A 23,954-nucleotide genomic window follows, 5' to 3' on the forward strand; every position below is an offset into this window, starting at 1 on the left:
TTTGGGTATAAGAGACTTACTTTTCAGCGTTAGCTTTACAGAGTGCAATAGCCTCTTCAAGCAGACCCAACGCATTGGTTGCTGGTTCTGGAAGTGCAGCATCTGACTGACCAAGTGGAGTCACACGATCACCCCATCGCAGCACACCTGCACCCCAAGTTAGTCCTGCACCGAATGCTGCCATCAGAAGCGTGTTATTTGGCTGCACGCGACCTTCTTCAACCGCTTCACACAGTGCGATTGGAATGGTGGCAGCAGAGGTGTTGCCATACTTGTGAATGTTGATAAACGCTTTCTCAAGAGGGATCTTAGCGTGGTCACACAAGGCTTCAATGATGCGCTTATTCGCTTGGTGCGGAATTACTACATTGATGTCTTCAGGCGTCATACTGGAACGTGAAAGTACAGTGCCTGCAGCCGAACCCATACCTTTTACTGCACGCTTGAAGATCTCGCGACCGACAAAGTTAAAGTCAAAATAACCGTTGTCTTGCTCAAAACGAGGCATCGCGGTACCAAACTCCGGAATAGCCAGAACATCACGGCCTTCTGAGTCACAGCCAAGCTGAGCATCCAGGAGGCCAACTTCTTTGTCTGTTTTACTGAGAATCACAGCACCCGCACCATCACCGAAAAGCACTGCCGTATCGCGTTTGCTCCAGTCCAGATACCAGGTCAGGCGCTCAGCACCAATCACCAACGCATGTTGATAATTGCCTGACTGAATCATGCGGGTTGCGGTTTCTAATGAATACAGAAAGCCAGTACAAGCAGCGTTAAGATCAAAAGCTGCTGCTTTTTTAGCGCCTAATTCAAGCTGTACTTTAGAGGCAATGTTTGGAATGAGTGTGTCGGGAGAGCATGTGGCAACGATGATGAGGTCGAGATCTTTGCCTTCAATGCCCGCAGCAGCCAGCGCATGTTTGCCAGCAACGGCAGCCATGTCTGATGTATTAACATGGCTGATTCTGCGAGCGCTGATGCCGGTTCTGCTTGAAATCCATTCGTCGGAGGTTTCGATGAAGGTGCTGAGGTCGTTGTTAGTAAGTTCTGCCTGAGGTAAACATTTTCCCCAGCCAGTAATTTCTGCAAATGGCATGAGTTTCTCTTTTTCTCGTAATAATGAAAGCAGTTTACTCCCGTTAAGGAGGTGAAACAAACAGGTGAAGCAGGGAAGTGATTTAAAACAAGAAAGTGGCCCGAAGGCCACTTTTAGAGAAAGGTATTTGGGTTTGAATCGCTGTCGTATTACCAAAATATCCAGGCGAAAAGAGCGAGCACTATGATGGCGACGACGTTCAAATAACTACCTGCACGCATCATTTCTGACTGTTTGATATGACCCGAACCAAACACAATGGCATTAGGAGGGGTCGCGACCGGTAGCATAAATGCACAAGACGCAGCGACCGCAATAAGAGCAGACAGAATGACGGGAGATACGCCAAGTGCTTCTGCAACCGTTGCAAAGACAGGCACCAACAGGGCAGCGCTCGCAGTGTTACTTGCGAATTCAGTCAGGAATACAACGAAGGCCACCACTGTCAGTAGTGTGAAGAAAACGCCTGCACTTGAAAGGAAACCACTCAGAGATTCAGCAAGAAATACACTGGTTCCTGTTGCTTTCAGTACGTTGCTAAGTGTTAGACCACCACCGAACAGCAATAAGATGCCCCAGTCTGTTGTCTTCTCGATATCCTTCCATTTCACTACACGGCTCGCACCCAAAAGAACAATAGCGGTCAGCGCTACCAGTGAATCAAACTTGCTCAGGCCGCCCAACATTTGGTTAATAGGCTTGCTAAATATCCAGCAGAAAGCGGTGAAAGCAAAGATAGCCAGTGTTAAGCGACGGCCGTTTGTCCATTCGATGGGCTTGTGGTTGAGCTCAAATGTGTGGTTCAAGTTTGGCTTGGTTAGGAAATACAGCACAGCAATAGTCAGTGGAAGTAGTGTAAGGGTGATTGGCAAACCCAACTTCATCCAGTCTGCAAAGTTCAAATTCACTTCCGCCGCAGCGATGGCATTTGGTGGGCTGCCGACAATAGTCGCGATACCACCGATACTGGCGCAGTAAGCAATCCCAAGAAGAACGAAGACAAAAGTACCGCGTTCAGACTTTGCGTTGACCTTGCTAAGAACGCCCAATACCAATGGCAGCATCATCGCTGTTGTTGCTGTGTTTGAAATCCACATGGAAAGGCCAGCAGTAACGCCAAACAGCATCAAAACCGCGACGCTCATTCGGCCTTTAGCCATTAGAAGAACTTTATCAGCAATGGCTTGGTCAAGCTTCTGCACATGTAGAGCTGCTGCAAGCGCAAAACCGCCAAGGAAAAGGAAAATGATCGGGTTGGCGAAGTTTGCTAAAGCTGCAGGTGTTTTGAACACGCCCAATCCGACTGCTAACAAAGGCACAAGTAAGGCAGTAATGCTGACATGCAATGCCTCAGTGAGCCAAAGTACCGCAATGAATACCAGCATGGATAAGCCGATAACGACGTTTTCTTCAAAAGGTAAGACATTCATGAGAATGAAAAAGAGTGCAATGTCTGCAAGGAGGATCATGCTGTCATTTGGGCTTCCTTAATCTATGGGTAGGGCAACTTTCTTGTTTTGGTGGGTTCGTCTGATAGGACGTTCCCATAGTGAGCAATCCGCTCTTTGTGAGCCGCATTATTGCCGAAAGATCGAATAGATTTGAGAGGCGGAAGCCACAGGATTAACAAGATGTTGCGTGGATGTTTAAAACTGGGAGCTGATGATTTTGGAATGGGTGGAAACCGACCCATTCCTTTAGGAACAGGGGTTACGCGGGGTGTCTAATTGTCAGAAAGTGTTTCGGTTGGAATGCTCTCTTTCGGTCCAAGGAACTTAGGTTGTTCGTTTAACACATAGATATCCAACACCGCTTTAACACGTGCGAGTGTTTCTCGAGCTCGGATTTTCATGCCCGCTGTTCCACCAGGACTTGGAACAGCCAGGCAGATTGCATCGATGTCATAGTAGTCGGCAATGAAAAGGGCGCGTTCGCAGTGGAATGCTTGCGTAACTAGGGTGAATTCGTCTGCGTCAAATACTTTCTTCGCACGAATGATGGAGTCCAGCGTGCGAAAGCCAGCATAGTCGAGGAAAATGCGATCGTCAGGGATCCCTGCTTTCAGCAAGTCGCGCTTCATTGTCCAAGGCTCGTTGTATGAGCGATGTGCGTTGTCACCACTGAGGAGCATCACGTCGACCTTGTTGTTGAGATACAGTTGCTGTGCAGCTTCGATTCGGTAGGTGTAATAGGGGTTGAGTGTTCTGCCAATGTATTTACTGGTTCCCAGTACCAAACCGATATGTCGGTTTGGTGTATTGTCTACCGTTCTGTATATGCGGTCTTTTGCCTGGAACGTCACCCAGAAATCCATTGCTGCAATGGCAACAAGTGAGGCGACAACAACAGTAATGATTACAAAAGACGCTTTACGCAATGACATCACAGTAAGGGGAAACAAATATCAGCGGAAGAAACAGCAGGTTAAACCAAATCGTGGGAAATAACAAAAACAACCTCCGCAAAAGCGGAGGTTGTTTCAAGGCGTGAGATTAGAATGATGTACGTTTGTACTGACGATACTTAGGTTGCCAGAAAATTGCATCGATACGCTCTTGCAACGCATCCTCCGCCAACTCGAGTGCAACACCTTGTTCAATTGCTTTCTTAGCAACAGCCAGCGCGATATGACGTGACACTGAATGAATCTCTTCAAGTGCAGGAAGTAGAGGGCCACGACCAAACTTCGCCAGCGGCGAACACTCTGCGAGTGCGCGGCTTGATTCCATCAACATTTCATCAGTGACGCGCTTGGCTTCAACAGCAAGTACGCCCAAACCAATGCCCGGGAAGATATAGCTGTTATTGCATTGCGCAATCGTGAAGGTCTTGCCACCGTCCAGAACCACGGGTTCGAATGGGCTGCCAGTCGCAACAAGCGCTTCACCGTTAGTCCAACGTAGGATATCAAACGGCGTAGCTTCTACGCGGCTTGTTGGGTTGGACAATGGGAATACGATTGGGCGTTCGCAATTGGCATGCATCGCCTTAATCACTTCTTCACTGAACAGACCTGGCGCACCGGATACACCAATCAGAACGGTTGGTTTCGCGTTTTGAACGACATCCAAAAGTGAAACGTTTTGGTCTTGCAGTTCCCAATCATTGATGGCCGAAGACTTTTGTACCAGTTTTTGTTGGAAGTCGAGAAGGTTTGGCATGGAGTCCAACAACAGGCCCCAACGGTCGACCATGAACACACGCTCGCGAGCTTCTTTGTCGGTAATACCTTCTGACACCATTTGCGCGATGATGGCTTCCGCAATGCCACAGCCTGCAGAACCTGCACCCAAGAAGGTAATGCGCTGCTCTGCGAGGGTTGTGCCTGCTGCTTTACAAGCGGCGATCAGTGAACCAACGGTAACAGCAGCAGTGCCCTGAATATCATCATTGAAGCAACATACGCGGTCTTTATAGCGCTCAAGAATAGGCATCGCGTTTTTCTGCGCGAAATCCTCAAATTGAATCAGCGCATCAGGCCAGCGGCGCTGAACTGCCTGGATAAACTCTTCGATGAAGTCGTCGTAATCCTGACCAGTCACACGGGTATGACGCCAGCCCATGTACATTGGGTCAGAAAGTCGCTGCGGGTTATTGGTGCCAACATCCAGCACGATCGGAAGCGTATAAGCCGGGCTGATACCACCACACGCGGTATATAGCGCCAGTTTACCGATTGGAATGCCCATGCCGCCGATACCTTGGTCACCAAGACCCAAAATTCGTTCACCGTCTGTGACAACAATAACTTTCACGTTGTGTCGTGACGCGTTGTTAAGCATGTCATCAATGCGGTAGCGGTTTGGATATGAAATGAACAAACCACGGCCACGACGATAGATTTCAGAGAAGTTTTCACATGCTGCACCAACCGTAGGGGTGTAGATGATAGGCATCATCTCAGAGATGTGATTGTTTACCAGTCGGTAGAACAGGGTTTCGTTAGTGTCCTGGATATTGCGCAGGTAGATATGCTTGTCCATATCGTTTTCGAAACGCAGGTATTGCTTATAGGCGCGTTCAGCCTGCTCTTCGATAGACTCAATAGCTTCCGGTAAAAGGCCTTCAAGGTTAAAGAACATGCGTTCTTCGACAGAAAATGCACTTCCTTTGTTCAGAAGGGGCGTTTCGAGCAATGCTGGGCCCGCGTAAGGAATGTAGAGAGGACGTTTTTGATTATGCATGGAGAGACAACTCTGTTCTTTCAGAATGTAATTAATACTAAAGTATAAGGCGTCAAAGTGTAGTGTCGTTAACCTTTGGTATTCAAGTGCATTTTGTTTTAAACGAGCTACCGAGCAGGAAAAGGTGAGGTGGTGCGAGCACAAGGGGTGGAAAACGACACATACACATAAACACTAGGGTACACTCTCAACAAACCAGAAATACATATCAAAAGTCATGACCGACGGACAAAATCTCACGCTGCCTATCGACAGCATTCAGCAAGACGTTGAACAAATCCTCTTCGAATCCAACTTAATTGTTCAGGCCGATACAGGAACAGGTAAATCGACGCGGCTACCAGTTTGGGCCGCCAAGATGGGTCGTGTGTTAGTGATTGAACCCAGACGTGTTGCTTGTACAACCTTAGCAGGGTTTGTTGCAGAAACGCTCGAAAGCGAGGTAGGTGAGCGGGTTGGCTACGCCATAAAGTTTGATTACCGCTTTTCTGACGATTCGGAGGTGGTGTTTGCCACACCAGGTGTTGTGTTGCGCTGGTTCAGCGAGGACAAACTGAAAGGCTTCGATGTGGTGATGATTGATGAGTTTCATGAACGCCGGGCAGAGACGGATTTACTCGCCGCATTGTTGGTAAAGCAAGATCATCATCGTTTGATCGTCACTTCAGCCACGTTGGATAACCAGCGATTGGAAGCCTATTTCAATGCCAAAGCGATCATCGCAAATGCCAAGAGTTACGGTGTCACTACCGTTCATCATTCTAGAGACTCTCAGCATATGCCCTCAGGTAGGTCGATTGAAGATAGGGTTAAACCTGTTGTGGAACAAGCATTGGCACGAGGTGGTGATGTGTTGGTCTTCCTGCCAGGGAAGAAAGAAATTAGCCAGTGCCAGTCAATGTTAAAATCGCTGGAAGCGGAGGTGATTCCTCTTCACGCTTCAGTGTCTGATTTTGATAGATACCGCGCTTTACACCAGTCAGATAACCAACGTGTGGTACTAGCGACCAACGTAGCCGAAACCTCGCTCACCATTCCAGGGATTGTCACCGTTGTCGATTCGGGCATGGAACGTCGTACTCATCAAAGAAACGGTCGTACAGCTCTGGCACTGCATGCAATATCGAAAGCCAGTGCTAAACAGCGAGCTGGGCGTGCAGGACGAATTTCAGCGGGATATTGTGAACGGCTCTTCGGGGAACATGCACCTTTAGAAGCTTTCACTCCACCAGAACTTGAAAGGGAAGATCTAACAGAAACCATGTTAGCAGCTGCATGTTGTGGTTATGTTCTGGAACAACTGCCATTCCTATCAAACCTTCCAGAGAAATCATTGAACATAGCGAAGGCGCGACTCTCAGAAATGGGGGCTCTAGATGAACAAGGCGCAGTCACTGAACATGGCAAGCGCCTGTATCCGTTGCCGATTGATAGTATTTTCGCTCACCTGATTTCGGGAATGGATACAAAATCAAACACCGAAGCCATGGTAGATCTTGCAGCAGTGCTTCAAACACCAATGACAGTGTGGAAGCGCAAAGGCGGTGAGCTTGCCTTAGACAATTACCAAAGATGGAATGTTCTTTCCTGTGACGTTGTCACATCAGTTGCAGTACTTCGTGGTGAGCAACCCACTGAAATTATTGATGTTGATGAATTGGCCCTCGAAGAAGCGAGGAAATTGTCATCATCTATCCGTGAAGCGTTGGAATTACCCGACTGGGACGTTGCCAGCCGATTTTCACGCGAAGCATTCCTGAAAAGCGTCCTGTCAGTTGCTCCCGAGCTTGCTTATGTACGCCGCGAAAAACGTCAACAAGCGTTTGGCAATGGCTTCAACGAAGTTACTTTGAGTCGCGATAGTGATTTTCCTGCAAAGCCTCAGTCGGCGATTGTCTTCGACCAGTTTCACCTGGCAGGCCGAGGCGTGAAGCAAACTACCTCATACGCAACATGTATGGCTCCTGTTTCCTTTGCTTGGCTTGTTGACGCTGGGTTAGGAGAAGAGTCCATTTCTGAATTCGATGACAGTGATGGCGTAGTGGTCGACGTTATTGAACGGATCTACGCGGGACGGGTAATTGGTGAATACAGACAAGCGGCGAAAGGAGAGAGCCTTATTCGGGCGTTGGCCACACAAATCATTAATGGTGAACTTTTAAAAGGCACCGGTGAGCGCCTTGTGAGAGAAGTAAAGTACTGGAATCTTTATCAGTCTTTAGAAGATGCCGCGAAAAGTACCGAGGTTGATGTATTAGCCTGGCTTGAGCAAGCTCTGCAGGATTTGGGTGTGGAAGCCGCAGAAGATTTAGAGTTGATCGAGGGCGACGACTTTGTCTTTGATGGTATTCCGTCTTGGGAGTTTGATGATTTTGCAGAAAAGTACCCGCTAGAGCTGAATTTGGCCGAGTTAAAGCTGGATGTGGAATACCAAAAAGGGAAGCGCACTGTGGTTGTGCACCACGCTGGCGGTAATAGAAAAGATGGCCCCAAGCGTTGGGAGTTACCATCATGGTCTGGGTGGAAAGTTCAGTACAAGAAAGCCAGTCGCGTGATTGACGTGAGATGAAATTTTGATCCTCAGAAAGAGGCCAACAATTGGCACTGGCCTATTTCTTTAGGTCTTATCTCACACGTTTGAAGTGAGATTTGACCATGGCGTTAATCAGCACTTCACTCTTTACCAGTTCAAATTGCTGGCGATGTTCCAAATCGCCAAACAGCTTGGCGCCGCCGCCTAGCAATACCGGAATTTGGGTGATTATTAGCTCATCAATTAAATCCTCTGACATGAAGCTTTGCACCGTCTTACCACCATCGATATAGAGATTCTTGAATCCTTGCTCATTAAGATTTTTAAGGATCTCTGACAGGTCCCCTGAAACCAAAGAGGCTTTATCTTTGTGGGAGTCAGGGATTTGATTCATGGTATTACTGAGAACGAACACTGGCTTGGCATAGGGCCAGTCACAGTCAAACCCCAGTACTGTTTCAAAGGTGGTTCTGCCCATCACCAGCCCATCAATGCCAGACATAAACTCGGCCCAGCCGAAATCTGACTGGTCTGGGTTTGGAATGCTGTGCAGCCAATCCAAACCACCATCTTTATCTGCAATGTAACCATCTAAACTGGTTGCGATATATACGATATTTGACATGGGGTCTCCAAAGAAACAAAAAGCCATTTACCGGGTGGCAAATGGCTTTTCTCGCTCATTAGGTGTAATTAGTCGCGGAAGTTATCGAACTGGAAAGGTTGACCCAAGTCCGCTTCACGCACTGCTTGCATTGCGGCTTGAAGGTCATCTCGCTTCTTACCGGTGACACGAAGTTTTTCACCTTGGATCTGAGCCTGAACTTTGATTTTGGCTTCTTTAATCAGTTTAACGATTTTCTTGGCAACATCGGCTTCGATGCCGTTTTTAAAATGCACATCACTAAAGAAAGTCTTGCCGGAGTGAACCATGTCTTTTGGTTCCATCGCTCGCGCATCAACACCACGTTTAGCGAGGTTTCCGCGCAGGATGTCCATCATCTGATTAACCTGAAAATCTGACTCAGCAGCAACTTTCACGACTTCTTTATTGAGTTCGAAGCTGGCTTCAACGTTGCGGAAGTCAAAGCGGGTAGACAGTTCACGCTTCGCGTTGTCTACGGCGTTTTTCAGCTCTACGGTATCGATTTCTGAGACGATATCAAAAGAAGGCATAGTAATTTCCTGATATTTAACTGAAGTTCGAGCTTATCACACAGACTTGTTTAGCGTGAGTTACGTTTCGCAACGGCGTCAGAAAGCATCTGAAGCATCTTGGCCGTATCATCCCAGCCCAAACATGGGTCAGTGATAGATTGGCCATAAGTGAGGCCGCAAATGTTGTCTTTTTCTACTGCCTGGTTGCCTTCTTCAATGAAGCTCTCGGCCATGATGCCAGCGATGAAAGTATCGCCTTCGACTAATTGATTGCAAATATCTGTGGCAACGTCCAATTGGCGACGGTGTTGCTTCTCACAGTTTGCGTGACTGAAATCAACCACTAAGCGAGGTGTCAGATTAAATGCTGAGAGATTTTCAGCCGCGCTTTCAACATCAGCTTTATAGTAGTTAGGCTGGTGTCCGCCGCGCAAAATGACGTGACCATAAGGGTTACCACTGGTGCGGTAAATAGTCATTACACCATTCTTGTCAGGAGAGCAGAACAGGTGAGAAGTCTGGCTGGATCGAATGGCATCAATGGCGATCTTGATGTTGCCGTCAGTGCCATTTTTAAAGCCAACAGGGCACGAAAGTGCAGACGCCATTTCACGGTGAATTTGCGATTCTGTCGTGCGCGCGCCGATGGCACCCCAGGTGACCAAATCAGCAATGTATTGACCAGTGATCATGTCGAGAAACTCGGTCGCAGTAGGCAGACCCAGCTTGTTCACATCCAGCAGGAATTTACGTGCTTTGAATAAGCCTTTTCGAAGGTTGCAGCTACCATCGAGGTCAGGATCATTGATCATACCTTTCCAGCCCACAACAGTACGTGGTTTTTCAAAGTATGTGCGCATAACAACGTGCAGCGTGTCTTTGTGCTGCTCAGCAAGCACCTTTAGGCGCTTTGCGTACTCGAGGCCAGCTTCTGGGTCGTGGATAGAGCAAGGGCCGACCACAACAAGTAAACGGTTGTCGCGGCCAGTGAGAATATCTTCCGCTTGTTTGCGGGCATCTGCGATGTCTTGGGCAACACTGTCTGTAAGTGGAGATTCTGCTTCCAGTTCTGCAGGGGTTGGCAGAGTGTCAACAGGTTGCGTTCTTAGTTCGTCAGTTTTAATCGGCATGGACTCTGCCTTCCTTACGTCGGTGTTGTTGCGAAGGCTGTAAGATAGCAAAAAATCGGAGTCAGAAAAGCCATGATGTGATCTTTCAGCGATTTATTCTCTCTATCGCCTTTGTTTTAACCGGAAAGATTCTTAAACAGCCAAGTTTTATTCTGAAGGGAAAAATCGACATTTCCTTTCGGATTTCTCTTGTAACAAAAAGGCTCTGTGGTATGTTTTCTCAGTGATGGATGAAAATCAGGCGCTTGCAAAGAATCTGCGTCGATTTTCCATCATTTTCTCGCCGCAACAGGCACTTAAGTTTCACAAGGCAGTATTGGTGCGCTATGTCTCAAATGGATTTGACCTACTCTCACGTTTTAAAAAATCCCGCTCAATTGGAAGGCAACGACACGTCATTTGGACTGGTCTCTTTGGGTGAATTGTATATCAACGCGATCGGAACTCACCCGTCAGCACTGGATGACAGTAATGCGATCAAGGACAAATTGGTGTCGTTATTGGAAGGTGCACACAAGTCGAACAGCGAAAGACCGTTTCGTGTGATGCTAAACGACCAAAGTGCGCTCGCATTGAAACAAATGAAAGGGGCTGATTCAGAACCAGAAGAAGCAAATCCTGCTATGGGCTTGCGTGGCGTTTCGCGCTATGCAAGTGAAGCAGGTAAACCTGGTTTCGTGTTTGAATGCGAAGTACTGAAAAAGGCAATTGAAGAAAAGCAACTTCCCGTTGAGATCGTGGTGCCGTTTGTACGTACTTCGAGCGAAGCAGCAACCATGATTGATTTGTTGGCAGAGCAGGGGCTTTGTCGCGGAGCAAATGGCTTGAAAGTACTTCTGGCGTGCCAATTGCCCGCGAATGCAGTGCTCGCGGAAGCTTTGTTGGCATATTTCGACGGTATCATTATTGATGTCGATAATCTCGCCGCGTTCACCTTGGCAGTGGATTTTGGTGATGAGGCTTTGCCTTACACCTTCAACAAGCATAATGAAGCGGTGAAAAGCTTGATTCGCGACACTATCCGTAAAACGCAACTGGCCGATAAGCCCGTGCAGGTGTTAGCTCAAGAATCAGATAAAGCGATCATCGAGCTGGCAGAAGGTGCGAATGTTGAGCTGGTGTATCAATAACCCCATAGCCTCCGCTTAGTGAATTTGAACGCCACGCATTGTCGTGGCGTTTTTCGTTTGGGTATAGTTCTCGCCCAATAAAGAACCAATCAAGCTTTTGTCATCAAATTACTGCAACCATCACGGCGTAAATCTCGTATACTGCGCATCAGTTAGAAAACCAATGAGCAACGCATCAATGATTAAAATCGGTCAGTTGAACCATCTTACCGTGGTGAAAGAAGTCGAGTTCGGCGTATTTGTCGACGGTGGACATGAGTACGGCAATATCCTTCTGCCAAAACGCTATGTGCCAAAAGGCACTCAACTTGGCGATGAGATTGAGGTGTTCATCTACTTTGACTCTGAAGACGATGTGATTGCGACAACTGAGAAGCCATTGGCGCAGGTTGGACAATTTGCAAAGCTGAAATGTGTAAATACCACGAGTGTTGGCGCATTTTTGAATTGGGGCCTGCCTAAAGATCTGCTGGTTCCGTTCAGCGAGCAGCGTATTAAAATGCAGGAAGGAAGAGACTACCTGGTTTTCCTGTACGTTGATAACGCATCAGGGCGTATCGTTGGTTCGACTAAGTTTAATAAGTTTCTCGACAATACCCCTGCACGCTACAAGAAGGGCGATCAGGTACACGTAACCGTGGCAGAAGAGACTGAACTGGGGTACAAGTGCGCCGTTAATGATGCTCACTGGGGTCTGCTGTTCAAATCAGAAGTATTTGGCAAGCTGTTCATTGGTAAAAATCTGAAGGCATATATCAAGCAGATTCGAGAAGACGGTAAGATCGACTTGTCATTGCAAAAATTGGGCAAAGGCAAAGTGGATGATCTTTCAGAGAAGATTGTTCGCACACTGGACCGCAAAGGTGGGTTTCTGCCAGTGAATGACAAGAGCAGCCCGGATCAGATTTTTGAGCTATTCCGCACCAGTAAGGCTACTTTCAAGAAAACCATCGGTGGGCTGTACAAAGAGCGCAGAATACGCATCGAGAAAGATGGTATCTACCTAATCAAGTAATATAGGTCGAAAGCAATTAAACAAAGGTCGCGGGAGCGGCCTTTTTTGTGACTGATCATATGTGAAGAGTGTCAGACAAAAAGAGCCCGGAACGATTCCTGTTCCGGGCTTAGGGGAATGGCTCGTAAGAGCCTTGCGCTAACTGGTTTAAATGGAGATTTGTAACACTTCAAAATTTAGTTGGCGCTAGGCTCTTTCGGCGTTTCATGGTTGAGAATTTAAGGATCGTCTATTCGATAAATAAATTGACGTCTCTAACTAACTCTCTTGGAAGGCCATTTTTGATTCGATTGCTAACCCATTTACCAATGCCAATGGGTTGACGGCGATAACAGACAATGACTTCACCTGAACCGCTAAGTCCTTCTGGTCGAATATCTCGGCCCATATACCATTCTTTAGCGTCTTCTACTGAAAGCTCAATACACTTCGGTTCATTGCCTTTCGCTAATGCCATGATGGTTTCGTGTTGCCAGCGATAACCCTTTTTGTGCGATTCAGCGAGCTTCAAACCAATGCGGTCAAATTTGATCTCGGGAAGAATGTCTTCCACCTGCTCTGGGAAAATCCATACTTCTTTATCACGTAGCCAAACATTGGAAGAATGGGGAACAGAAAGCCCCAGCGTTTCATCCAGTGATTTTACGACGTCGTCGGCCTCTTTGGGTTTGGCTTTTTGGAACGGGAACTTACGAGGGCGTTTTTTCACCATTTCAGATCCGACGCTTTCCGTTTTTTTCAGTCGAGCGACAAAGAAGCCTTCACTGTCAAAAATCTGCGGGAATACATGCAGGAAGCCTTCCTCTGTGCAAGCCGCATCGGCACCTTCAAAAAGCTCATTGAGCGGTTGGAATTCAACAGCTTCACCAAAGGTATCTTTAATGAAATGGCAGATGTGCTGGTTTTCATCATGGTTGAGTGTGCATGTCGAATAAACCATGGTGCCTCCTGGTTTCAAAGCATGGAAGGCACTAACAATTAAATCGCGCTGTGTATTCGATATGTCCTGAACAGATTCAAGACTCCAGTTACTGAATGCATCTGCATCTTTGCGAATTGTGCCTTCGCCGGAGCATGGAGCGTCCAGCAAAATAGCATCAAAGGTCTCTGGCAACCAATCCCCAAATACGCGGCCATCGTAGTTTGTCAGGGCGGAATTTACGACGCCACAACGAAGTAGGTTAGCGTGTAATACCTTAACTCGGCTTGCTGAGTATTCATTGGCAACCAAAAGGCCTTCGTTGTTGAGCACGGCGGCAATTTGAGTGGTTTTGGAACCCGGCGCTGCGGCCATATCCAAAACTCGGTTTAGTTCGATATCGTTTTCTAGCAGCGCCGTGACGGGCAACATTGAGCTGGCTTCCTGAATGTAGAACAAACCAGCCATATGCTCAGCGGTGTTGCCCAGAGGAACGGTATTCTCGTCGTAGTCATCCAGCCAGAACCCGGTATCGCACCATGGCACAGGCGAAAGCTTCCAGCCTTTTTCTTTGGCACGTTCAAGAAAATCTTCCACCGAGATTTTCAGTGTATTCACGCGAAGGCTTCTACGCAGAGGGCGTTTACATGCCTCAACAAAATCGGTCATTGAAAGGTGGGAAGGCAGAATCTGTTCAATTTGGTTTAGGAAGGATTCTGGAATCTTGATGTTTTGATGCACCTGAAAGGTCTCTTGCTGGCGTTTACTGAATTGCGAAGTGTAAAAGGAATAGGGGCCAGAAACCAGTAAGAACAGAGGTTGGTTAAACAAAAAAGCGCGGGTTAATACCCGCGCCTGCTTTTATTCGACTGTAATTAGAAGTACGGAATTGCTGTACGCCATGACGTCCACTCTTCTTCTGGCGTCTTGTGCAACAGATAGTGTTGGTCAGAGCGCGCTGGTTTAGCCAGTTTGTCTCCAGGAGGCGTCGCAAAAGCAATTCCTCCTTTGAGAATGCTTTCCAGCGTACCGCTACGGATATTGGCACCTGTGATGCCGATTGAAACATCGACGCCGGATTGATTCCAGAAGACGGTATTGTTGCGCACCAGATGTTTGTAATCATCACTGATTTTCACTTCAATCAGAACACGATCTGCAAATCGGCCCAGACGCACGTTGGTCACTGCCCCAACTTCGAAGTCACGGAAAAGAATTGGGGTACCGACGGCCACGGAACCGCGGTTTTCGCTTTCCAGAACCAACGACAAGCCGCCTGAGTATTCCGCAGATTTGTGGAGTTGAAAGTTCTCGCGTTTTTCACCTTTGCCTGGAACCACTGAAATGTAAGAGCCGAACAGGGAATCCAGGTTCTCTGTTTTCGTCAGACTCAATGATGGCTGAGCAACCCAAAAGTAGCTGGTGGCGCGTGCAAGTTGTCCTGCAAACTCTGGGTATACCATCGCTTTAATGGTCACCCCTTCAGTTTGGAAAGCTGGTGCTAGTGATGTGACTTCACCTACATCAACGCCTTGGAACTTAATCTTACTGCCCTTAGACAGGCCACTGGCATCATCTGCGGAGAAGGTGAGTTTCAAGCCATAGTTTTGAGCATCGGTGAGGCTGTCATAGAGCTTCCAGTCGTTGCCACTGCGGTTTTCAATACCGGTTATATCGCCAAAGGATATACCGCCAGAGACAATTGATTTGAGTGATCCCGTATCAATTTTTACGCCACCCAAGCCAGCTTCAATATCAACACCAGAGTGATTCCAGAAGACAGTGTTGTTTGTCACTAAGTGGCGATAGCGGTTTTCAACCTGAACAGTAACTTCAATGCGCGATTTGGTGAGCTCAAAGCTTTTTACCTTACCCACTGTGAAGTTTTTGTACATGACCGGGCTACCTTCGGAAACAGAAGGCAGTTTGTCGGCGACCAATGTGAAGCTTTGGAAGCCTTTTTTCGCATTCAGCGCATTGCGGGCTTGAATGTCAGACTTGAACAAGGTGTATTCGTCGCGTGGCTTAGTTTCGCCAGCGCTTGTGAAGCTAATAGCAGGTTCCACCATCTGTGCAACAGTAGGGACGCTGAATTCAATGCCTTCAGAGTTGATTTGTCCAGTTGCACCGCCAAGGATGAAGAATTTAGAACCGCTCTTGACCAGATGCTTGTAATCCGGGTAAACCACCAACTCCAGCTTCACTTCCTGATCACTTAGCATTGTGCCTTTCACAAAACCCACTTGAACGCCGCGATAGAGAACTTTGGTGCCTTCTTTTAGTCCCCAACTGGTTTCAGAAGTAACGGTTACAACCAATGAGCGCGGATCTTCAACAACCAAGTCGCTTTGTGTTTTGGCTGAAAAGAAATCTGCATCTTCGCCTTGTCCTGGCTTAATAGTGAGGGTGTTACCTGTTATAAGGTTGGAAAGTCGCTTAACTCCGGCGAGGCTGATTTCCGGTTTCTCAATAATAAATTCGCTGTCAGATTTTAACAGCCAAGCCATTGAAGGATTGATATTGGCAGATGCTTCTGTGCCGCTGAAGTCTTTGTTGAATTGGATACCGCTCAGGCGACCAACTTCCAATCCTTGGAAGAGAATAGGGGCTTCAGGATTGGTGATGCCATGGTTATCAGGAAGATTTACCGTAATCGCGATGCCACGATCCGTGTCATTGATAGAGTTGTATAGATTGAACATTTCCAGCGGGTCTGCTGGCGTGCTGTCTTGTGGGGAGTCGAAAGCGATTCCGCCAGCAATGACAGAAGCCAGATTCTCAATACTCACCTCAAAACCACCGATACCGATATCGGCCTCTACGCCGCTTACGTTCCAAAATTTGGTGTTTTTGGTCACCAACTTGGCATATTCGTCTTTGATATTGAGTGACAGTGTCACTCCTTGTTTGTCGGTCGTTAAGCGATAGTCGATAACCTCACCAACACGGATTTTTTTATAGTAAACACCAGAGCCTACACTGAGTGAGCCCAAATCAGGCGCTTGGAGTTGAATGCGGAGACCATCGTCGCCAAAGGCATTTACTGGCGGCTCATCGGCAGCGACAAACGTTGTTCTTTCGTCTCCTGTGCCTGGTTGAACTGCGATGTAGTTACCCGTTACCAAGGCGTCTAAACCACTTATGCCTGTGATTGACGCACGCGGCCGCACTACCCAGAAAACCGTGTTCTGGCGCAGGATTTTCTTTGCTTCAGGGTAGATCTCTGCTTGTGCCGAAATACTCTTTAGATCATCGGAAAGGGTAACTTTACGAATAATACCGACTTCAAGTCCTTGATAGCGAATTGTCGTTCTTCCGGCTTCAATTCCTTGTGCATCGGTGAAGTATATTTCGATGCGCTCCCCGGCTTCATTAACCGATTTGTAAAGCAGCCAGCCAGCCAAAACAAAGGCTAAAAGAGTGAAAATCCATAGCGGCGAGATGCTTTTATCTTTTTTAATGACAGGGTCTTTGACTTGTGAGTCTTCAATGTTGCTCATACTTGTCCCAAATAAGTCGAGAATCCAGACTTTCAGCGGCAATCATAGTGAGTACCACAACGAGCCCAAAGGCGATGGCACCAGGTCCTGGTGTGAAATCAAGAAGGTTTCCGCGATCAATAAGGGAAACCATGATGGCAATGACGCAAAGATCCATCATTGACCATTTACCAATCCATTTAACAAACCGGTACAACTTCATCCGAAGTTTTCTGCCAGATTCCACTTTGAAGTGAATACATAGCAGGATGTAAGCCAGACAAATGATTTTTGCCACAGGCACAATGATACTGGCCGTAAAGATAATAATGGCGATGCCGTACATTCCCTGCTTAATGAGAGATGCGACACCCGAGAAAATCGTGTCCTCAAGCCTTTTGCCATTCGTCAGCAGAATCGAAATCGGATAGAAGTTGGCAGGGAAGATAAACACAACGGCAGCGAGCAGTGACGCCCAAGTTTTCTGGATGCTCTGATAGACGCGGTGTTCCATCTTGCTGCCACAGCGGGTGCAGTGCTCATGGTCTTTTGGCTGAGTTAATCCACACAGCTTGCAAGAGGCGAGTTCACTTTCTTGTCCACAAATTTCAATCGATTCTTTACGCTCTTCGTCTGTTTCCCCGAAGGCGTCCCAGTATCGCTTGGGTGAAACACGAGATAGCAAAACAGCGGTTAAGATCTGGAGCAGCACGAAGCTTAAAAGCCCTGCGTCAACACTGACTTCTGCAAAATCACGCACTTTAAAACAACCCACCGCCAAGCTGACGAGAAATACATCAACCATGACCCAATGCCGAATGTATTTAAGCACTCTAGTGCTGTAGTAGAGCGCTTTGGCATTGCGGATATATAGCGCAAGGTTTGAGGTAAGTATTGTGAGTAGATATAAAAGAGGGGCAACCGCGACGCAGAAAATGACCAGACTGCCAACAAAAGGGAAGGTATCCAAAAGGATTATGCTGCCACTGGTGACTGTGGTCGAAAAAGGAACACCAAACAGATTAATGGTCACCAAAGGGTAAATTTGGGCTGGGATAAACAGAACTAACGCTGCAAGCGCGATAGCTAACTCACCGGATAAGCTTATCGAAGAGTTCTTAATGACACGGGTGCCACAATGCGGACAGCGCGCGCTGAAGCCACGAGCAACGGGTATTTCATGTAGCAACAGATCGCATGACGCACATCTCAGTACATGCATAGCGTATCTTTCCCCTTCAATAGAATTACTGGTGTAGATATACCCAATCCCTGGGAGCTAACTGTGATGACTGACTATTGCAGGTTAGCGTCACTTTGCTCATCTGCATAATCTGCAACTGAGTGAATCCCGAATACAATGTGCATCTTAATCAATCTGTTATACCCAAACAACCGGAATTCATTTCACTCGAACAGGAAACTGCATTCCCATTTCTCTGAATCAATGTCCGTAATTGGTGATAAAACTGTCATATGACGATGCCACGATTGAATCGCCAAGAGTTTCAACATATCGTAGGCCATCCGACTTTAAGGAAGTAGTCTACATATGGAAAACAAAGCGAATTTCTACGCGCTTCTGACTCGCCAAGCTGTTGCTCTTATAGAGGGTGAGCCAAATCTTATCGCCAATTTGTCAAATGTCAGCGCACTGTTGTTTCAGGAATTGGACGGCATTAACTGGGCAGGCTTATATCTTGATGATGGTAAAGAGCTAGTCTTGGGTCCCTTTCAGGGGAAACCAGCATGCGTGAGAATTCCATATGGTCGTGGTGTCTGTGGAAGCGCTTTTTCTAAAGATGCCGTTGAACGTGTAGAAGACGTTCATCAATTCGAAGGGCACATTGCCTGTGATGCTGCAAGTAATTCTGAGATTGTTTTGCCTCTTTATCAAGGCAGCAAATTGATAGGTGTGTTGGACATAGATTCACCAAAAAAAGCAAGATTTGATCAAGAGGATGAAACCGGACTCACTTTATTGGTCAATGAATTGCAAAAACACCTCTAAATTTAAGCTTCTCTGTGGTTTTTCAATCACAGGTCTCTATAATACGCAGCACTTAATTTGTTAACTCGTACACACTCTCTATTGCCTTTGTTTGAGCAAAGAGACAGGAAGAAAAATGGAAAACACTGAAAAACTGGCCAACAGCAAACAAGTCATTGCCTATATCGCTGAACGTTTCCCGCAATGCTTTACTCTTGAAGGTGAAGCTCGTCCTCTGAAAATCGGCATTTTCCAAGACTTGGCAGAGCGTCTTGCTGATGACCCGAAAGTAAGTAAGACTCAACTCCGTGCCGCACTGCGTCAATATACCTCTTCCTGGCGTTACCTATACGGCGTGAAGGCTGGTGCTATTCGCGTTGACTTGGATGGCAACGATTGTGGCGAGCTTGAGCAAGAGCACATCGACCACGCACAGACCGCACTTGCAGAGAGCAAAGCGCGTGCTGCTGAGCGTCGTAAAGAGCAAGCTGCAAAAAATGGCGACAAAAAATCTGACGCAAAAGCGAAAAGAGCGCCAAAATCAAATAAATCAACAGCTAACCCATCAAAACCTCGACCAGCTAAGTCAAAAAATACTAAGCTAGATAAGAAGCCTGTTGAACCGCGTCGCGAACTCAAGGCTGAAGACATTGTCGTAGGTAAAGACGTCAACGTTAATATGGGCAATGGCAACATGCCTGCCACCATCGTAGAACTCAACAAGGACGAGGTTCGCGTTCGTTTAAGTAATGGCCTGACCATGCTGGTAAAAGCGGAGCACCTCAGTTCGTAAAGGAGAACCCTCGACGCATGATCTGTCGATTCCGCTTTTCCGCGATTGCTGCCAGCTTCTTGCTGGCGGCATCCGCCCAAGCCCTAGAGGCTAATTACGATGCTGCTGACCTTCCTACTTTGGTATCTGAACCTCAGCATGAAACTGCTAGCAAACGCATCACTCGCCGCTTTGAAAAGTCTCACTACAAGCAATTTCAGCTTGATGACGAATTCTCTGCCAACGTCTTTGACCGTTATCTGGAAACCCTCGATTTTAATCGACTTTTCCTGACCCAGCAGGAAGTTGATGCGTTGTCAAAATGGCGACTGACACTAGACGACCAGCTTCGCTCTGGTGATACATCAGCAGCTTACGACATTTTCAATACTTCGCTGCGCAGCCGCTACAACCGTTACCAATATGCTCTTGAACTGCTTGATAAGGAAATTACCTTTGAAGTGGATGAAGACATGGTGATTGATCGCAGCGAGCAGCCATGGGCAAAAAACGAAGCGGAGCTCAATGAGCTTTGGCGTCAGCGTGTTAAAAACGATGCGCTAAATCTGAAGCTGGCAGGTAAAACCTGGCCAGAAATTCAGGAAACGCTGTCGAAACGATACAACAACGCGCTTAAGCGACTGACTCAAACCAAGAGCGAAGATGTATTCCAGATTTACCTGAATGCATTTGCGCGTGAGGTTGACCCTCATACCAGTTATCTTTCCCCGCGCAATGCTGAGCAATTCCAGTCTGAGATGAATCTTTCTCTCGAAGGGATCGGTGCAGTGCTTCAGGTGGAAGATGATTTCACCGTTATTCGCTCGCTGGTTGCCGGTGGTCCTGCGTCCAAATCGAAAAAACTTTCCCCAGGGGATCGCATTATCGGTGTAGGGCAGGATAAAGAGAAAGTTATCGATGTTATCGGCTGGCGCTTAGATGATGTTGTTCAACTTATTAAAGGTCCCAAAGGCAGTAAAGTTCTGCTGGAAATTCTGCCTGACAGTACCAATGCAAAGAGTTACACCGTCACTCTGGTGAGAGATAAAATCCGCCTCGAAGACCGTGCAGTGAAGTCTGAAGTTATCGAGCAGGACAACAAGAAAGTGGGCGTTATTTCAGTGCCTAGCTTCTATGTTGGACTTGCCGAAGACACCAAGAAAGAAATTGCCAAATTAAAAGCTGACAAGGTTACCGGCCTTGTTATCGATCTTCGTAACAATGGCGGTGGTGCACTGAGCGAGGCGTCTGCGCTCACGGGCTTATTCATTGAAAACGGCCCTGTAGTTCAGGTGCGTGACAGCTATGGTCGCGTAAAAGTGAACAGTGACAGTGATAACACCATCTACTACGATGGCCCGTTAACTGTGCTGATCAACCGATACTCAGCGTCAGCGTCGGAGATTTTCGCGGCAGCGCTTCAAGACTACGGTCGCGCAGTGATAGTTGGCGAACAATCTTTCGGTAAAGGTACGGTTCAACAGCACCGCTCATTGAATCACATCTACGATCTGTTCGATAAGCCACTGGGTCATGTGCAGTACACGATTCAGAAGTTCTACCGTATTGATGGCGGTAGTACTCAGCACTTGGGCGTTGTCCCTGACATTCCTTTCCCTACTGCGATTGATCCGTCTGAAACGGGTGAGAGTGTTGAAGACAATGCTTTGCCTTGGGACAGCATCAATCCAGCTGCATACCAATCGACGGATACTATCAATCGTTTGGTGGCAGTCTTGGATAAAGCGCACCAGCAACGTATCAAACAAGACGCTGAATTTGGTTTTATCATGAGTGATATTGCCGAATATAAAGCGGATAAAGATAACAATGTTATCTCTTTGAGTGAGAAGGCGCGTATTGCTGAACAGGAAGAGGCGGATAAGAAACGCCTTGCCCGTTTGAACGATCGTCAAAAAATGCTTGGTGAAAACCCATTTAAGACGCTGGACGATGTACCGAACGATTATGAAGAGCCAGATGCTTATCTCGATGAGGCAGCGGCTATTACATTGGATTTAGCTAAGAAGCTGAATAGTTAAGCTCTGATTCGAAGACAAAACCAAAAGCGGGCACATTGTGCCCGCTTTTTCTATTTCCGATTTTCTTTTCTCGCTGAATCCTGCATCTTCAGGTTGCTTGGGTATAGGTGGGAGATAACCCACCAATATTGCACCTGTGTTTCATTTTCTTGAATTGGATGACCGCTCATTCAGGAAATTTCAATATGTTATGCATCAAAAATTGTCACATTAGCATTCGATCATCGTGATATGCGTCTAAAATTAAACAGTCATCCTAAAAATAGGGGAAGCCTATGAAGAAGTGGATATGCCTGTTTACCGTGTTCTTCTCCTTGTCGATGCCTGCTAAGGCATCAGATCTCACTCAATTCGATTTCCCTTTGCTCCTCGGTGATTGGTATTGGTTTAGTCCGGATCAGCAAGAGGCAGAAGGTGTCGACAACCAATACAAAGCGATCAATATTTCGTTCAACTCAGACTATCGGTTTAATGTAAAACTGCTGAAGCGTGACGGCACTGTCGAAGAGGCGAACGGTTTTTATGACCTTGACGAATCTACCTTAGTATTGAATGACGATCAGGGCGAAGCCCAACATCATGAATACAAATTGAATCACAATCAACTGATGTTGCGTGGTGCAAGATTTACCAAAATTTTACCAAACAATCTTTCTGGTGCCTGGTATAGCGATGTGATTCAAGGACACGATGTGGATGACGATGTAGCAGAACTCGCACTGATGCTTCGCCCGGATTTTCTGTTTTCAGTCAGAATTTCCGGAACGGAAGGACAAACCGTGACACACCGTGGGGTGTATTTTCTGGAAGACGACCATCTGGTACTGATTTACCGTGGTGGGCAACAAGATTCTCAGTTTGAACTTGATGCTGACACGCTGACTTTAACTAATAACCAGTTTGGTATGGAAGCGGTACTCAAGCGTCAACAAACTCCCTGAGGGACCGAAACGAAAAAACAAAGGGCGCTTATTTGCGCCCTTTGTTTTTTTGTTGCTCGATTAGATGTTGAATGCTTTTCTCAGAGCATCGAGATAAGAGTCATCCCGGCAGATTGATTTCCCTGGCTCATCGGAAATTTTAGCGACAGGTTTACCGTTGCACGTCACAAGCTTGATGACGATGTTAAGCGTTTTCACATTTGGTAAGTGGCAGGTAAGTTGAGTACCAATACCGAAAGAAGTATTAATACGACCAGTAAAGTGGGCGTGAATCGCCAAGGCTTTCTCCAACGTGAGTCCGTCAGAGAAAATCAGAGTTTTTTCCATTGGGTTGATATCAAGACTTTCGTAGTGACGAATAGCTTTTTCTCCCCACTCGATCGGGTCACCGCTGTCATGGCGTAAACCTGCGAACCTTTGGCTGAGGTGAAGGTTGAAGTCTTTTAAAAACGCATCCATGTTGATGCAATCTGTTAGGGCAACGCCTAAGCGATCTGGATACTCTTGTAACCAGCGATTTAGTGCCAGTTGTTGTGAATCCGCAAGATCACCCGTCAGCTGTTGGTGTGCTTGAAACCACTCATGTGCCTGAGTACCGACCGCCGGAATACCGTACTTTTTAGCCAGAAACAGATTTGAAGTTCCTGAGAAGTGCGGGCAGTGGAGGGTGAGATGATCAACAATCGCGTGATGAACTTCCTTTGAAAAACGGCGACGGGTGCCGAAATCGACAAAATGAAAATCGTCACTGATCTTTTCTAAAGCACCAAGTTTTTCCTTCAGTAGTTCAACAGCATCAATGGATGTTGAACTTGGATATTTTCCGTGACACCGTAACTCGCAAATAATCGCAAGTAAAGGTACTTCCCATAGGATGACGTCCAGCCAGGAACCATCAATACGAATCGCAATTTGGTCGTCTAAAATAGTAACGGTGACTTGGTTAGCTTTTAATGAAAACGAGCTAAGGAAATCAAGATAGTCAGCTTGGTAATGTCCAAGACTGGCGAGATAAGTAATTTCATCTTCAGCAAATTTTAAATCTGCCAAAGCGTGGATTTCAAACTCTAAACGTTCTTTAAGCGCAGCAAGGCTTTCATCGCTTCGGCAATGAAACTCAGCAGAAACCACCACATCTTGATAGTGGTGGAAAATCGCTTGCTGCATATTCAGTTTGTAGGCATCCGTGTCTAGTAATGACGAAATGATTGGCGTAAGCATGCCTGATAAATAACCTCAAGGGTCTGTTGCCCTTTGGTGATGATTTTTGCAGCAGTTTGTGGGAGCTTTCTGCAAGGCAGAGGCTTCGATGTGTAGCTAGCCTACATGAGAAGCCGATAACGCAGGAGAAAGTTGTCACAAACGCTGCCCGAAGGGTTCGACTGCGCGTCCCGTACCCTAAGCGTTTTATGCTTTGTTGAGGTGTATTTGCTTAGAATGACTAGGCGGCACACACCTCGCCGCGCCTAAAACGCTTAGGGCTAGAACAAAACTAAACCACCAAAGGCCAACAGACCCTAGGTCGGGTTTTGTCTGAACGTTTACTGGCCTCAGATTTTACG

The 23,954-nt window shown here is 46.9% G+C and carries 18 protein-coding genes; 7 read left to right on the plus strand and 11 right to left on the minus strand.

Annotation, left to right across the window (positions count from 1 at the left end):
• Positions 1–16: 16 nt before the first annotated feature.
• The 4 genes from GCE9029_RS05120 to GCE9029_RS05135 all read right to left on the minus strand — a co-directional run bounded on the left by GCE9029_RS05120 (position 17) and on the right by GCE9029_RS05135 (position 5,283).
• Positions 17–1,099: a ketoacyl-ACP synthase III gene (locus GCE9029_RS05120; protein ID WP_062661388.1), complete on the minus strand. Its 1,083-nt coding sequence runs from the start codon at positions 1,097–1,099 to the stop codon at positions 17–19.
• Between the two features lie 149 nt (positions 1,100–1,248).
• Positions 1,249–2,568 carry an SLC13 family permease gene (locus tag GCE9029_RS05125; protein ID WP_062661390.1) on the minus strand — a complete coding sequence of 440 codons (1,320 nt, stop codon included), beginning with the start codon at positions 2,566–2,568 and terminating at the stop codon, positions 1,249–1,251.
• A gap of 254 nt (positions 2,569–2,822) precedes the next feature.
• Positions 2,823–3,482 (minus strand): SanA/YdcF family protein, encoded by a 660-nt coding sequence (locus GCE9029_RS05130; protein ID WP_062661392.1) that lies wholly within the window; start codon positions 3,480–3,482, stop codon positions 2,823–2,825.
• Between the two features lie 109 nt (positions 3,483–3,591).
• Entirely contained in the window at positions 3,592–5,283 is a 1,692-nt protein-coding gene (locus GCE9029_RS05135; RefSeq protein WP_062661394.1) for an NAD-dependent malic enzyme, read from the minus strand.
• 217 nt (positions 5,284–5,500) lie between these two features.
• On the opposite strand from GCE9029_RS05135, the gene GCE9029_RS05140 reads away from it, so the two are divergent.
• Positions 5,501–7,852 (plus strand): helicase-related protein, encoded by a 2,352-nt coding sequence (locus GCE9029_RS05140; RefSeq protein WP_062661396.1) that lies wholly within the window; start codon positions 5,501–5,503, stop codon positions 7,850–7,852.
• A 55-nt stretch (positions 7,853–7,907) separates the two neighbouring features.
• Here the strand turns inward: GCE9029_RS05140 and GCE9029_RS05145 are convergent, their stop codons facing one another.
• From GCE9029_RS05145 to GCE9029_RS05155, 3 genes are all read right to left on the minus strand, one after another.
• Positions 7,908–8,441: a dihydrofolate reductase family protein gene (locus tag GCE9029_RS05145; protein ID WP_062661398.1), complete on the minus strand. Its 534-nt coding sequence runs from the start codon at positions 8,439–8,441 to the stop codon at positions 7,908–7,910.
• 68 nt (positions 8,442–8,509) lie between these two features.
• Positions 8,510–8,992 carry a YajQ family cyclic di-GMP-binding protein gene (locus GCE9029_RS05150; protein ID WP_062661400.1) on the minus strand — a complete coding sequence of 161 codons (483 nt, stop codon included), beginning with the start codon at positions 8,990–8,992 and terminating at the stop codon, positions 8,510–8,512.
• A 50-nt stretch (positions 8,993–9,042) separates the two neighbouring features.
• Positions 9,043–10,104, minus strand: coding sequence for a 3-deoxy-7-phosphoheptulonate synthase (locus GCE9029_RS05155; RefSeq protein ID WP_062661401.1), 1,062 nt, complete (start codon positions 10,102–10,104; stop codon positions 9,043–9,045).
• A gap of 326 nt (positions 10,105–10,430) precedes the next feature.
• On the opposite strand from GCE9029_RS05155, the gene GCE9029_RS05160 reads away from it, so the two are divergent.
• Positions 10,431–11,234: a putative PEP-binding protein gene (locus GCE9029_RS05160; RefSeq protein ID WP_062661403.1), complete on the plus strand. Its 804-nt coding sequence runs from the start codon at positions 10,431–10,433 to the stop codon at positions 11,232–11,234.
• Positions 11,235–11,412: 178 nt separating this feature from the next.
• Positions 11,413–12,249: a CvfB family protein gene (locus GCE9029_RS05165; protein WP_062661405.1), complete on the plus strand. Its 837-nt coding sequence runs from the start codon at positions 11,413–11,415 to the stop codon at positions 12,247–12,249.
• 229 nt (positions 12,250–12,478) lie between these two features.
• Here the strand turns inward: GCE9029_RS05165 and rsmF are convergent, their stop codons facing one another.
• The 3 genes from rsmF to GCE9029_RS05180 form a co-directional block, all read right to left on the minus strand.
• A complete protein-coding gene (gene rsmF / locus GCE9029_RS05170; RefSeq protein ID WP_062663132.1) occupies positions 12,479–13,909 on the minus strand; it encodes a 16S rRNA (cytosine(1407)-C(5))-methyltransferase RsmF in 1,431 nt (476 codons plus the stop codon).
• 134 nt (positions 13,910–14,043) lie between these two features.
• Positions 14,044–16,668, minus strand: coding sequence for a PqiB family protein (locus GCE9029_RS05175; RefSeq protein WP_062661407.1), 2,625 nt, complete (start codon positions 16,666–16,668; stop codon positions 14,044–14,046).
• Positions 16,655–17,869, minus strand: coding sequence for a paraquat-inducible protein A (locus GCE9029_RS05180; RefSeq protein ID WP_062661409.1), 1,215 nt, complete (start codon positions 17,867–17,869; stop codon positions 16,655–16,657). The genes GCE9029_RS05175 and GCE9029_RS05180 overlap by 14 nt, the downstream gene beginning before the upstream one ends.
• A gap of 330 nt (positions 17,870–18,199) precedes the next feature.
• On the opposite strand from GCE9029_RS05180, the gene GCE9029_RS05185 reads away from it, so the two are divergent.
• The 4 genes from GCE9029_RS05185 to GCE9029_RS05200 all read left to right on the plus strand — a co-directional run bounded on the left by GCE9029_RS05185 (position 18,200) and on the right by GCE9029_RS05200 (position 22,392).
• On the plus strand, positions 18,200–18,658 hold the full coding sequence (locus GCE9029_RS05185; RefSeq protein ID WP_062661411.1) for a GAF domain-containing protein: 459 nt from the start codon (positions 18,200–18,202) through the stop codon (positions 18,656–18,658).
• A 115-nt stretch (positions 18,659–18,773) separates the two neighbouring features.
• Positions 18,774–19,430, plus strand: coding sequence for an RNA chaperone ProQ (gene proQ / locus GCE9029_RS05190; RefSeq protein ID WP_002539359.1), 657 nt, complete (start codon positions 18,774–18,776; stop codon positions 19,428–19,430).
• A gap of 17 nt (positions 19,431–19,447) precedes the next feature.
• Complete coding sequence (gene prc, locus GCE9029_RS05195; RefSeq protein WP_062661413.1) at positions 19,448–21,451, plus strand: carboxy terminal-processing peptidase; 2,004 nt, start codon at positions 19,448–19,450, stop codon at positions 21,449–21,451.
• A 275-nt stretch (positions 21,452–21,726) separates the two neighbouring features.
• On the plus strand, positions 21,727–22,392 hold the full coding sequence (locus GCE9029_RS05200) for a lipocalin family protein (RefSeq protein WP_062661415.1): 666 nt from the start codon (positions 21,727–21,729) through the stop codon (positions 22,390–22,392).
• 60 nt (positions 22,393–22,452) lie between these two features.
• Here GCE9029_RS05200 and pncB read toward each other — a convergent pair whose 3' ends face one another.
• Positions 22,453–23,613 carry a nicotinate phosphoribosyltransferase gene (gene pncB / locus GCE9029_RS05205; protein WP_062661417.1) on the minus strand — a complete coding sequence of 387 codons (1,161 nt, stop codon included), beginning with the start codon at positions 23,611–23,613 and terminating at the stop codon, positions 22,453–22,455.
• Between the last annotated feature and the right edge of the window lie 341 nt (positions 23,614–23,954).

Origin of the sequence: Grimontia celer, from assembly GCF_900055185.1 — a bacterium.
Taxonomy (GTDB): domain Bacteria; phylum Pseudomonadota; class Gammaproteobacteria; order Enterobacterales; family Vibrionaceae; genus Enterovibrio; species Enterovibrio celer.

What these genes read in the sequence shown, in the direction of transcription:
- GCE9029_RS05120 (WP_062661388.1), bottom strand. Translation starts at nt 1,099, where the DNA reads ATGCCATTTGCAGAAATTACTGGCTGGGGAAAATGTTTACCTCAGGCA.
- GCE9029_RS05125 (WP_062661390.1), bottom strand. Translation starts at nt 2,568, where the DNA reads ATGATCCTCCTTGCAGACATTGCACTCTTTTTCATTCTCATGAATGTC.
- GCE9029_RS05130 (WP_062661392.1), bottom strand. Translation starts at nt 3,482, where the DNA reads ATGTCATTGCGTAAAGCGTCTTTTGTAATCATTACTGTTGTTGTCGCC.
- GCE9029_RS05135 (WP_062661394.1), bottom strand. Translation starts at nt 5,283, where the DNA reads ATGCATAATCAAAAACGTCCTCTCTACATTCCTTACGCGGGCCCAGCA.
- GCE9029_RS05140 (WP_062661396.1), top strand. Translation starts at nt 5,501, where the DNA reads ATGACCGACGGACAAAATCTCACGCTGCCTATCGACAGCATTCAGCAA.
- GCE9029_RS05145 (WP_062661398.1), bottom strand. Translation starts at nt 8,441, where the DNA reads ATGTCAAATATCGTATATATCGCAACCAGTTTAGATGGTTACATTGCA.
- GCE9029_RS05150 (WP_062661400.1), bottom strand. Translation starts at nt 8,992, where the DNA reads ATGCCTTCTTTTGATATCGTCTCAGAAATCGATACCGTAGAGCTGAAA.
- GCE9029_RS05155 (WP_062661401.1), bottom strand. Translation starts at nt 10,104, where the DNA reads ATGCCGATTAAAACTGACGAACTAAGAACGCAACCTGTTGACACTCTG.
- GCE9029_RS05160 (WP_062661403.1), top strand. Translation starts at nt 10,431, where the DNA reads ATGTCTCAAATGGATTTGACCTACTCTCACGTTTTAAAAAATCCCGCT.
- GCE9029_RS05165 (WP_062661405.1), top strand. Translation starts at nt 11,413, where the DNA reads ATGATTAAAATCGGTCAGTTGAACCATCTTACCGTGGTGAAAGAAGTC.
- GCE9029_RS05175 (WP_062661407.1), bottom strand. Translation starts at nt 16,668, where the DNA reads ATGAGCAACATTGAAGACTCACAAGTCAAAGACCCTGTCATTAAAAAA.
- GCE9029_RS05180 (WP_062661409.1), bottom strand. Translation starts at nt 17,869, where the DNA reads ATGCATGTACTGAGATGTGCGTCATGCGATCTGTTGCTACATGAAATA.
- GCE9029_RS05185 (WP_062661411.1), top strand. Translation starts at nt 18,200, where the DNA reads ATGGAAAACAAAGCGAATTTCTACGCGCTTCTGACTCGCCAAGCTGTT.
- proQ (WP_002539359.1), top strand. Translation starts at nt 18,774, where the DNA reads ATGGAAAACACTGAAAAACTGGCCAACAGCAAACAAGTCATTGCCTAT.
- prc (WP_062661413.1), top strand. Translation starts at nt 19,448, where the DNA reads ATGATCTGTCGATTCCGCTTTTCCGCGATTGCTGCCAGCTTCTTGCTG.
- GCE9029_RS05200 (WP_062661415.1), top strand. Translation starts at nt 21,727, where the DNA reads ATGAAGAAGTGGATATGCCTGTTTACCGTGTTCTTCTCCTTGTCGATG.
- pncB (WP_062661417.1), bottom strand. Translation starts at nt 23,613, where the DNA reads ATGCTTACGCCAATCATTTCGTCATTACTAGACACGGATGCCTACAAA.